This is a genomic window from Pseudotabrizicola sp. 4114 (genome assembly GCF_031457365.1).
Classification (GTDB): domain Bacteria; phylum Pseudomonadota; class Alphaproteobacteria; order Rhodobacterales; family Rhodobacteraceae; genus Pseudotabrizicola.
On sequence record NZ_JAVDWP010000032.1, the window covers coordinates 1 to 10,563 of the forward strand.

10 protein-coding genes, 1 tRNA gene and 1 pseudogene are annotated in these 10,563 nt (G+C 58.5%); 6 read left to right on the plus strand and 6 right to left on the minus strand.

The features are described from left to right. The 5 genes and pseudogenes from J2X53_RS22155 to J2X53_RS22175 form a co-directional block, all read left to right on the plus strand. A pseudogene (locus J2X53_RS22155) lies at nt 1–330 on the plus strand (ParA family protein); the annotation flags it as partial. Between the two features lie 543 nt (nt 331–873). Then, nucleotides 874–3,858, plus strand: a complete 2,985-nt coding sequence (locus tag J2X53_RS22160; protein ID WP_349039662.1) for a DNA methyltransferase — start codon at nt 874–876, stop codon at nt 3,856–3,858. Nucleotide 3,859: 1 nt separating this feature from the next. Then, the gene (locus tag J2X53_RS22165) at nt 3,860–4,699 is read left to right on the plus strand and encodes a DUF3800 domain-containing protein (protein WP_349039663.1); all 840 of its coding nucleotides are present in this window, start codon (nt 3,860–3,862) and stop codon (nt 4,697–4,699) included. Nucleotides 4,700–5,056: 357 nt separating this feature from the next. After that, a complete protein-coding gene (locus J2X53_RS22170) occupies nt 5,057–5,539 on the plus strand; it encodes a helix-turn-helix domain-containing protein (protein ID WP_349039664.1) in 483 nt (160 codons plus the stop codon). 7 nt (nt 5,540–5,546) lie between these two features. Beyond that, nucleotides 5,547–5,652, plus strand: a tRNA-OTHER gene (locus J2X53_RS22175). Nucleotides 5,653–6,267: 615 nt separating this feature from the next. Here the strand turns inward: J2X53_RS22175 and J2X53_RS22180 are convergent. The 6 genes from J2X53_RS22180 to J2X53_RS22205 form a co-directional block, all read right to left on the minus strand. Next, nucleotides 6,268–6,888 (minus strand): hypothetical protein, encoded by a 621-nt coding sequence (locus tag J2X53_RS22180; RefSeq protein ID WP_349039665.1) that lies wholly within the window; start codon nt 6,886–6,888, stop codon nt 6,268–6,270. 73 nt (nt 6,889–6,961) lie between these two features. Then, nucleotides 6,962–7,573 carry a hypothetical protein gene (locus J2X53_RS22185; protein WP_349039666.1) on the minus strand — a complete coding sequence of 204 codons (612 nt, stop codon included), beginning with the start codon at nt 7,571–7,573 and terminating at the stop codon, nt 6,962–6,964. 164 nt (nt 7,574–7,737) lie between these two features. Further along, nucleotides 7,738–7,944: a helix-turn-helix domain-containing protein gene (locus tag J2X53_RS22190; protein ID WP_349039667.1), complete on the minus strand. Its 207-nt coding sequence runs from the start codon at nt 7,942–7,944 to the stop codon at nt 7,738–7,740. Nucleotides 7,945–8,234: 290 nt separating this feature from the next. Continuing rightward, the gene (locus tag J2X53_RS22195) at nt 8,235–9,077 is read right to left on the minus strand and encodes a replication initiator protein A (protein WP_349039668.1); all 843 of its coding nucleotides are present in this window, start codon (nt 9,075–9,077) and stop codon (nt 8,235–8,237) included. Then, nucleotides 9,074–9,757 (minus strand): recombinase family protein, encoded by a 684-nt coding sequence (locus tag J2X53_RS22200; RefSeq protein ID WP_349039670.1) that lies wholly within the window; start codon nt 9,755–9,757, stop codon nt 9,074–9,076. Before J2X53_RS22200 ends, J2X53_RS22195 begins: the two co-directional genes overlap by 4 nt. Continuing rightward, nucleotides 9,754–10,035 carry a hypothetical protein gene (locus J2X53_RS22205; RefSeq protein WP_349039671.1) on the minus strand — a complete coding sequence of 94 codons (282 nt, stop codon included), beginning with the start codon at nt 10,033–10,035 and terminating at the stop codon, nt 9,754–9,756. The genes J2X53_RS22200 and J2X53_RS22205 overlap by 4 nt, the downstream gene beginning before the upstream one ends. A gap of 148 nt (nt 10,036–10,183) precedes the next feature. On the opposite strand from J2X53_RS22205, the gene J2X53_RS22210 reads away from it, so the two are divergent. Continuing rightward, on the plus strand, nt 10,184–10,563 hold a 380-nt coding region (locus tag J2X53_RS22210), incomplete at its 3' end, for a ParA family protein (RefSeq protein ID WP_349039669.1).

Consider the following 10,563-nt stretch of genomic DNA (forward strand, 5'->3'; position numbering starts at 1 on the left):
GAGGCGCTAGGGGCCGCCGATCTGGTGTTGATCCCTGTTCGCCCCTCGCCTGACGATCTGCGCGCCGTGGGGGCGACAATTGCCGCCGTGAACGCTGCCCGCGTCCCGTTCGCCTTTGCCCTATCACAGACCCCCCGCGCCAAGATCACCGACGAAGCTGCCCGCGTCCTGGCGCAACATGGCCGTGTAGCACCGATCAATATCGCGCAACGGGTCAGCTATGCGGAAACCGGGGCAACGGGGCAGGGTGTCACCGAAACAACCGACGACAAGGCGGGGGCCGAGATTGCCGCTGTCTGGGCCTACGTGAAGGGAATACTCGATGGTTAGAAAATCGCTGTCACTTGACGGGATGCTCAACACACAGACCCGCCCGATAGATACCGGCATACCGCAACGCGGGGCAGGGCTTCAGTCGCCTAGCAAGCCCGCAGCGAAAGCACCCAGGAAGCGGGAAGGGGAAAAGCGGCTGACGCTCGCTCTCGATGGCGAAACCTATCGCCGCCTGCGGATGCATGCCGCCGAAACCGATCAGACACACCAAGACATTCTGGAAGCTGCCCTTGCGGAATACCTTAATCGCGCAAATGCGTAGTTACGTAAACGCACATTTGCGGAAGTAATATTATGAACCTTTTCAACCGCAAAACCTTGAAGCGGCACATAAAGCCCGCGCCTATCCCCGCCGATCACTTGGTCGCGCTAGACGCTTGGGCCGATATGATCCGCTCCAGCCGTATCTACGCCCTGAAGGAAACCGCCCTGCATGGGCAATTCGCGGCAAAGATCATCGAAGGCGTTCTTGGCTATCATGGACCTGCGGGCGGGGCCGATTACACCGTCGCCACCGAACAGGCGATCCTGCGGGGCAGTGTGGATCTCGCCCTTGGCCGGTTCGGCGGCAAGACCCCGGAAATCCTCGCCCCGTTCGAGCTGAAGGGGGCCGACACGCGCGACCTGGACGCCATCATGCCGGGGCGGAACAAGACCCCCGTTCAACAGGCGTGGGAATACGCCATGAACGCGCGGGGCGTGAAATGGGTGCTTGTCTCGAATATGATCGAGCTGCGCCTCTATGGCTTTGGCGAAGGCACCACCGCCTATGAAACCTTCCAGCTCGACCGGCTGACTGACCCCAATGAATATGCCCGATTCATGCTGCTGCTGTCAGCCGACAGTCTTCTGTCAGGCCGCACTCGCAAGCTGTTGGATGAAAGCCGCGACGAAGACAAAGATATCACGAATAGGCTCTATCAGGACTACAAGGCGCTGCGCTTGAAGCTGATCGGGGCCGTCCAAGTGGCCGATCCGGCCATCGCCCCCCTGGACGCAATCGCCGTTGCACAGAAGATCCTCGACCGGGTGCTTTTCATCGCTTTTGCCGAGGATACCGGCCTACTGGACGAAAACACTCTTAAGCATGCTTTCGAACATGCCGACCCATACAACCCTCACCCGATCTGGGACAACTTCAAGGGCCTGTTTCGGGGTATCGACCTTGGCCGCCCAGAGAGACGTGACAGCGCCGGAAAAATCATCATTCAACCTATCCCCCGCTACAACGGGGGCCTGTTCCGCCAGGACGACACGATCAACGCCTTGGCCTTGCCCGATGACGTCTGCGAGGGGTTCAAGACCCTTGGCGACTATGACTTCGCGTCCGAAGTGTCTGTCACCGTCCTGGGCCACATTTTTGAGCAATCCATCGCTGACGTGGAACGCCTTCAGGCGCAGGCACGGGGCGAGGAAACCGAAGAAGAACGGGCCACCGGCACCACCGGGCGGCGCAAGCGTGACGGGGTGGTCTACACCCCCGACTACATCGCCCGTTTCATCGTGGCGGAAACCTTGGGCGCACACCTCGAAGAAGCCTTCACCGAAATCTTGCGCACCCATGCCAAGGCCGGGGTCGATCTGTCCGACTATGCCGCCATCCTTTGGCGCAGAAAATCGTCCGAGCTGGAAGCCTGGCAAGCCTACCGTGACCGGCTGAAAACCCTGCGCATTGTCGATCCCGCCTGCGGATCGGGCGTGTTCCTCATCATGGCTTTTGACTTCCTGAAGGCCGAGCTGGGGCGGGTGAACGACAAGATTGCCTTGATGGAAGGCAAGATAGGGCAACAGGGCAAGAGCGACACGCAAGACCTTTTCGACCCTGACAGCGAAATCCTGACGAACAACCTGTTCGGCGTAGACGTGAACTCGGAAAGCATCGAGATCGCCAAGCTGTCGCTCTGGATCAAGACCGCCCGTCGCGGCAAGGTTCTGGACAGCCTGTCCGATAATCTGCGCGTGGGTGATAGCCTGATCGGGGATAGCAACGTTGCCTATTTGAACCATCCCTTTGACTGGAAAGAAGCATTCCCCAAAATTTTCGCAGAAGACGGGTTCGATGTGGTTCTTGGGAACCCGCCCTACGTCCGTATGGAACATTTGAAGGCCCAGAAGCCATATCTGGAAGAACGGTTTGAAGTCGCCTCTGACAGGGCCGATCTTTACTGCTACTTCTACGAGCGCGGTCTGCGCCTGCTGAAACCAGGCGGACGCTTGGGCTACATTTCCTCAAACACCTTCTTCAAGACCGGATCAGGTAAACCCCTGCGCGACTACCTGCGGCGCGAAGCGACCATCGAAGGCGTGGTCGATTTTGGCGATCTGCAAATCTTCGAAGGCGTGACCACCTATCCGGCCATCCTGACCATGAAACGCGGGGCTGCGCCCAAGGGGCATGAGCTGCGCTTCTGGAAGGTAGATGCCCTGCCAGAGGGCAACTTTCAGGCCACTTGGGGAAAGGCCGCAGGGCCATATCCGCAAGCCGCCCTTGGGGCCGGTTCATGGGAACTGGAAAACACCGCCCTGCGCACCCTGCGCGACAAGATCAGGACGGGCAGGAAAACCCTGAAGGACGTTTACGGATCACCGCTCTACGGTATCAAAACGGGCTTAAACGGGGCCTTTGTGATCGACAACGCCACCAAGGAACGCCTCTGCGCCCAAGACCCAAAATCGGCTGATCTGCTGAAGCCCTTTCTTGAAGGCAAAGACCTGAAACGTTGGCGGGCCGAACCCCGCAGCCTTTGGTTGATTTACATTCCGCAACGTCGGGTCAACATTGACGACTATCCGGCCATTCGTGATTGGCTGCTACCCTTCAAGGCCGCGCTGGAAGCTCGCGCCACGAAACAGGAATGGTTCGAGCTTCAACAGGCGCAGGAAGCATATTCGCCATTCTTCCAGCCGCCAAAAATTGCCTACGGACATTTCCAAGATCAGCCGATCTACTCAATGGAAACCACTGGGGCATACTCGAACAACAAGACCTACTTTATTCCAAACGGGGGCTGGGACTTGCTGGCCGTCCTAAATTCCAAAGTGATCTGGTTTGATTTCTGTTCCAGAACGACTGCTGTTCGGGGTGGGTGGCGCGAGGCTACGGCGCAGCATATTGAACCATTGCCTATGCCTTCCATCGCAGACACGGCCAAATCAGAGCTGCAACAACTGGCGGAAAAGGCCAGCAGGGCGGCAAAGGAACGCCTGACCCTGCAAACTGCCCTGACCCGCCGGATTCCCGATCTTTGCCCGCCTAACCGTGACCCCAAGCTGACAACCCGGCTTCAGGAATGGTGGACTCTGCCTGACTTCGCCGCCTTTCGGGCCGAGGTGAAGAAGGTGTTCAAGGCTGATATTCCCCTGGCCGAGCGTTCCGCCTGGGAAGACTGGATCACCCGCGACCGCGCCGAAATCGGCCGCCTGTCAGCCGAGATCACCAAGGCCGAAGCCCAGATCGACAGCATCGTTTACGGCCTGTTTGACCTGACCCCAGACGAAATCGCGCTGCTGGAAAGCGTGGTGTGACATGACAGAAGGACAGAAGAAAATCCCGATCCTGAATTTGTATCTCGACGACTCTGGGACGCGGCACCCCAGCAAGAAGCCCGGGAGGATGCCTGCGCATGGCTGCGACTGGTTTGCTTTAGGCGGGGTTCTGGTTCGCGACGAAGACGAAGATGAAGCCCGCCGCCTGCATGCCGCCTTTGTTGCGAAGTGGATCGTTACCGCCCCTCTGCACTCGTCCGAAATCCGGTCCCAGAACGAGGGGTTCTTTTGGTTGCGGGACAAGAGCAAGGACGAACAGGCCGCTTTCTATGAAGACCTCTACGGCCTCATGCGGGATGCACCCGTGACCGGGATTGCATGTGTCATCGACCGACCGGGCTACAACGCGCGGTATGCGGAAAAATACACCGAAAATCGTTGGATGCTCTGCAAGACGGCCTTTTCCGTCATTGTGGAAAGGGCCGCGAAATTTGCGATCTCGCAGGGCTATAGGCTTCGCGTGCTGCCCGAGAAGTGCAACAAGCCAGAAGACGCTGCCTTGACAGCCTACTATCGCGAGCTGCGATCTGAAGGTCTGCCCTTCGATGCCAAGAACTCAGGAAAGTATGCGCCCCTGACGAAGGACCAGTTTGCTGCGACCCTCTACGACCTGCGGTTCAAAGCGAAGTCGTCACCCATGGCCCAGTTTGCAGACCTCTACCTGTGGCCGGTCTGCATGGGTGGCTATCATCCAGGAAACCGACCCTATCGCCGCCTTCTGGGCGATGGAAAGCTGATCGAGTGCTTACTGCCAGAGACGGACCACGCGACTCTCGGTTCGAAGTATAGCTGCTTCGAAGGCGTTGTCCGGAAAGAATAAACCCCGCCACGGGGGGCGGGGTTGGGCGACCGCACAGGCGATCTCGTAGGCTAGGCCTGTGTTGCATATAATCTCGATCTCTTAAGAAACCAAGAATTTTCTTCACCCGGGGTGAACCACGGTTCGGGGGCCGTTACGTCCTGTAGGTCATATGGTCTTCGTGCTGCATGCTTTGTCGTGATTGGAATATTGCTCTACTTTGGGTGACTGCTGGGCCACCCGCCCGGCGAACCAGCGGACGGGGGCCGGATGACTTCAAGTACTCCCCCGGGCGAATTTCGGTTCGCCCCTCATACTATTGAAGAGAGCCGTCCTGACCCGCATATTGCACCTGCAAGCGGGTAGTGAGGGTTACACATGGCAAGGCCAATCGGACAAAACAAAGCGGAAGCGGACAACCTTCGCACGAATGAAAGGAAGTGGTCGAAGCCGCTAATGGCAGCTGGCTGGAATGTCATTCCCAACATCATCATCGAGAAGCAGGAAGCCTTGGGCCTCGATGCGCTCGACATGAACATCATCCTGCACCTGTCGCACTACTGGTGGCAGCCTGACAATGTGCCGCATCCCTCTGTCGCAACGATTGCCAAGGCCATTGGCGTTGTCCCCCGGACCGTTCAAAAGCGGATCAAGGCGCTCGAAGACCTGGGTATGATCCGCAGAGAAGAACGCCGCTTCACCCAGAACGGCAGCGTCACGAACCGCTACCATTTCGACGGCCTGATTGCCGCAGCCAAGCCCTTTGCCGAGGAGAAGGTGCGCGAAATCGCTACCGCGACGGAAGCCAAAAAACAACGGCTTGCGCGCAAGAAGCCCCGGCTTGTCGTCAAGAACGACTGACCAGTTTCGCGGCGTAGCTCAGCGGATAGAGCACCTCGTTTTCTACAGCCTGAGAACATCACAATTCCAGAGGTTGGGCGAGGAGGTCGCGGGTTCAAGTCCCGCCGCCGCGTTAGTTTGACACCCCCCGGGTTTGTTGCCTGAAATCACCCATGCCGCCGCCACGATAAGGGCGATGAAGACCAGGGCAACTATCGCCCCGCGCCCTTCTGCGGATGCCCCGCCCCACCGTGTAGAAACCGTGATCCGTTCTTTCTGTCCCGCCATTGTCGCACCTCATTTTTTGGCCTGACCGATCCCTTGCAGATCGGCGGGGCCTTGTGCGGCGAGAGTGGATTCGAAGGGCTTGGCGGCCAATGCACGGGCCGGTTCGGGGTGGTCAGGGAATATTTGTAGACATGCCGCATTTCCTGCCATGGCTGGAAACTGTCGATCATGTACCACAGGTCACCGTTCCTGCCCCCGGACACGCTTCACCCAGAACGCACCCTAAATTGCTCTACTTTATGCAAGATCAGAACTGACTGGTGCTTCACCGAAAGGCTGCGCCGACCACCGAGCTGTAGGGCAAAAAGGCTGAACCAGATGGCCGAAGAAGTGCTCGACCGGGCCGCAGGCTAACTCGCGTAAACTTCATCCTTCTTCGATTTTACCCGTCTTTCCGGGAAGGTCGTTGTCGGTTCAGGGTGTGAAGTATACGTTCCTATTTCTTGCCAACTTCACACCCATCAAAAACCCCCCTTTTTCAGTATCGGGCCGAAGCGGGCGATGAAGGACAGGTTCACCACATTTTCGAAGGTGTCGTGGTCATCGCAGAGGCGTTCATAGGTGCGCCAGTGCATGCCCTTGGGCTTGCCCCAGCCTGACCCTTCTAGAACGCCCCCAGGCCAGCCCATGCGGTCACGGATGCGATGCGCCCGCCGTGCTGCCCGATCCCCGGCGTCTTCGCGCTGCGAAGGATAGGCGAGCTGGTAGCACCTGCGGCAAGCGAAGATGCCCCCGCCATAGATCACCGCAACACGCTGGCCGCACCCACGGGCAGGGCAGAGAAACCAATGCCGTTCGCCGCCCATGTGGCAAGGTGTTGTCGTCAGGTGGACGGGGTAGCTTTCGTCCTTCCATTCATCGCCGCTGCTTCTGTGCCGATAGGTCAGGATCACACGCGCCAGCTCTGCTCTTACGTTGATCGAAGCGACGACTTCGCCATGTCGCGACCAGGTGATGCGCCGGTTTGCCCCCGGCGTCAGCATGCCTTCGCGCTTCAGCCATCGCACATCAATCGACCGATAGCCTTCTGTCGTATCCTTGGACCCGAAATGCCATCGCCGCCCGCTTCCACTACCTCCCATGACCCCTCACAGATTTTCCCGAAATCATTTGGCAAGATGCCCGATACCCTCACAGACGCGATAAGCGCGCCTCTCAGGGGCTTTCTGCTGCTGTCTGCCGCATCCACCCATATTTTGCTTCCCTAGCCTCTAGCAGGGGTCTGGCGCGCTCCTGCGCGGTCTTTCCGATGGCTTCCGAGATGCCGAACGCCTTTCCCCTGATCTCTGGTAGGGCCGGGTGCTTGGCATGCTGGGCCGCGATGTATTCCGCCCATTCAAGGGCGCTCGCCTTGTCGTCTTTTCGGCTGTTCATGTTGATCTGCCACCCGCCGCATACTGAACGTGCCACTACATCAGCCGCATATGGCGTCAGAACAAAGTCCGCAGAACTACCGCTCATCCGTTCGATCACACCGACGAGCTGGGCCAGCTTGCGTGAGGGCCAGAACATGGACAGGTGAACATGCGACCCCATGTCCGCGCCCACGTCTCGACCCCAGAGAGCGACAAAGGGCAACCCCTCAGAGCGACACAGACGCGCCAGCTCGTCGCGGGCGTATTTCTCTCGATCCCATTCACCGCGCCCTAAGCAATGTCCTTCGTTGCGCTCCCCTGATGTTTTAAGGGCGTTCCAGGTGATCGTCAGGCCGATATTCAGGGGCCAATCCATTGCATAGGCGAACGCCACCGCTTCACGGAACCGCATGTGCCTTTCCCTTTCTCTGCGCCGGTCTTGGCGTGACGGGCGAGGGGTTTTTATCCCTACTATAGGACAGGGCCGCGCTGTTGGCCTCATCACCCTTTGAACAAAAGGGGTTTCTGCAATCTCATTGGAATATTTCGTCGCCAGATCAAACACGGGTGTTTTTCTCAGGTATTCTCTGCCGCCGCGTTTTCGTGCTGGCCTAGCCATGCTTCGAAAGCGTCACGCTTGATCCGTTGCACCGCGCCGATCCTCACAATGGGGGGCGTCTGCTTCTGGGCGACGAGCTTCTGCCAAGTGCTTCGACTGATCCCCATTGCTGCGATTACATCGGCCACTGTCATTAGCTGATTTTGGGTTCTTGCATCCGTCATCATCAAGTCCTTGTGTCGCCGCACAATATTTTGGTGTGATAACATAACACAAGTGCATGCACTTCGAAAGACCCGGCTGGAACAAAACAGCAACTTAGGGGTTAAAGAATATCTCTGAAAGAGATAGTTAAACAGTTAGTCTGCCTGAAAGCTCAAAAACGTCTTTTCTTTTCAGCCTCTTGCGCGCTGTTTTATCAGGTTGGGCGGGTGATACCCCGAATGAAAACGGGTGATACCCCGAGTCTTTGGACGGGTGATACCCCGAGTCCAAAACAGACTTATCCACAGGCTCAGAGCTTGTAGCGCCGATCCTGTCGCCACTCGATCTTGTCAGGGTCACGGTTGATCGACAGCGAAGGGCCGTTCGCACCCTCGATCTCTCGCATCGAATATTCGGGCAGGGCGTTGCGCGTGATGGCTTTCCGAAGATCACGGGCGAAATCGCCGTAGCTCTGGGATGATCCGCTGCGCCCATGCAGGTCGCGGAAGGTGAAAATCCATCCGGCCTGCTTGCCAACATGGCGACGGGCGAGGCGATACAGGAACCGATCAAGGCCGCTTGTCAGGTCGAAATACTTAGGCGAAATCGCCAGGACGTCCCTGTCCTTGGTCACGGCCTCGAACAGCCATGCAGGAAGCTCTAGCCATGCGCCCTTGGCCTTGCCATCGTCGCTTTCCTCAATCTGGAAAGCTGACAGCAGATTGAACGCCCCGAGCTTTCGCCGCTTTCCTTCCAAGGCTGGGCTTTCATAGGCGACACCCGTTGCCCGCAGGCGATGCAACGCGGCCTTCAGCTCTGCATAGCCTTTGCCGCCTGTGTCCCGTCCGACCGCGCTTAGCAGATTGTAGGGGTGGAACTGGACGCGAGGCGACACTTGAAGGCCAGCGTTCACCGCCTCGTTGATCTGCGAGATTGCCCACAGAAGGACGTCATAGTCCCAGATCGTCGCTACCCCGTATTCCTCTGGGGCAGTCACAAGCACCCGCTGCCCACTGGGGCCTTCCCATTCGATCCGGGTGCGCTTGTTCTTCGATAGGGCCACAAGGGGCGCGCTCATGGCTTCCCGCTCGTCCCGGAATGGCACGTCCCCGATCAGGGCGACAAACAGGTCAAGCTGGCGGTTCTTGCTCATGCCGCTTGGGCCTCGATCTCTTTTTCCCGTGCCATGATATTGCGCACTGTCGCGGCATACCACAGACCACCCCGCGCCGTCTTTATGCCGCGCGTGTTCAGCTCGTCCGCGATCTGGCGAAGGGACGCACCACGGGTTGCGATCTGGCGAATGACAGGCAAGACATTTGCCGCATGCTGATCTGCTTGCCTTGCGTTGCGCTCTGCCCCTTTGCGGGCCGCGTGGCGCTGTTCCCCTGCCCTTCCCGGCATGGACCAGCCCAACGCCACCCCACGGGCCTTAGCCGCTGCCAGCGCCGCGCGGGTGCGGTCTGAAATGGCTTGGGCTTCATGCTCTGCGACCGCCGCCATAACGTGTAGCAGGAAGCGGTTTGCCTCTGGCATATCCGCCGCTGCGATCTCGACCCCGGCTTCTAGCAGGTTGGCAATGAAGGCCACGTTGCGGGCGAGGCGGTCCAGCTTGGCGATCAGAAGAACAGCGCCGATCCGCTTGGCCTCTGCCAAGGCGCGGGCGAGCTGCGGGCGGTCATTCTTCTTACCGCTTTCAATCTCGATATATTCCGCAGCGATCTCACCCTTGCCTACTACATGATCTGCCACCGCTTTTCGCTGTGCTTCCAGGCCAAGGCCACTCTTGCCCTGCCGATCCGTGCTCACACGTAGATAAGTTATGCAGATCATTTCACGCGCAACTCTTCCAACGTAACGTTGCCAGACCGCGCACCTGATGTTGTAGTCGGCGTCGTGGTGTCCTCTTCCAGCAAAAACGAACAACGCATTTTAGCACTCACTATCAAAGCTGGATCAAACAAAACGCAGTGCTGCATCTGCCCACTGAAGCGGTCAACTAAGAGAAATGCAGAAAAACTTCTGTCATGGACCAACACAACCACCTCACTCCTACCTGCAAACGCAAGGATAAGAGCCGACAGCACAACCGAAGCGCTCAAAAGTCGCATCATCACCTCCCCGCCGCCTACCAATCTTGTATAAACACTGTAGGTCCGTTGTGTCTTTATACACTTATGCGCATTTACGTATTTCCGCAAGCGCGCGTGTGTGAACTTATGCATTTGCGACTCTGCGGAACTGCGGTAACGTCTACCCATGAAAACGATAGTCATAGCCGCCCAGAAAGGCGGGGCCGGGAAAACCACCCTCGCCCGCAACCTTGCCGTTGCCGCCTCTCAGGATGGCCGCGACGTCCTTTGCCTCGATCTCGACCCGCAAGGCTCACTGCGCGCCTGGTGGGAAGGCCGGGATGCTGACGGGCCTTCAATGCTGGACCGCGACCCCGCGCCGGATGTTCTCAGGGCCACCCTGAACGCCGCACAGGCGCAATTCGATCTGTGCATCATCGATACCCCGCCCGCTGCGCCGGAATGGCTGGCCGAGGCGCTAGGGGCCGCCGATCTGGTGTTGATCCCTGTTCGCCCCTCGCCTGACGATCTGCGCGCCGTGGGGGCGACAATTGCCGCCGTGAACGC

Coding starts and splice junctions, on each gene's coding strand:
- J2X53_RS22165 (WP_349039663.1), top strand. CDS start 3,860: ATGACAGAAGGACAGAAGAAAATCCCGATCCTGAATTTGTATCTCGAC.
- J2X53_RS22170 (WP_349039664.1), top strand. CDS start 5,057: ATGGCAAGGCCAATCGGACAAAACAAAGCGGAAGCGGACAACCTTCGC.
- J2X53_RS22180 (WP_349039665.1), bottom strand. CDS start 6,888: ATGGGAGGTAGTGGAAGCGGGCGGCGATGGCATTTCGGGTCCAAGGAT.
- J2X53_RS22185 (WP_349039666.1), bottom strand. CDS start 7,573: ATGCGGTTCCGTGAAGCGGTGGCGTTCGCCTATGCAATGGATTGGCCC.
- J2X53_RS22190 (WP_349039667.1), bottom strand. CDS start 7,944: ATGACGGATGCAAGAACCCAAAATCAGCTAATGACAGTGGCCGATGTA.
- J2X53_RS22195 (WP_349039668.1), bottom strand. CDS start 9,077: ATGAGCAAGAACCGCCAGCTTGACCTGTTTGTCGCCCTGATCGGGGAC.
- J2X53_RS22200 (WP_349039670.1), bottom strand. CDS start 9,757: ATGATCTGCATAACTTATCTACGTGTGAGCACGGATCGGCAGGGCAAG.
- J2X53_RS22205 (WP_349039671.1), bottom strand. CDS start 10,035: ATGCGACTTTTGAGCGCTTCGGTTGTGCTGTCGGCTCTTATCCTTGCG.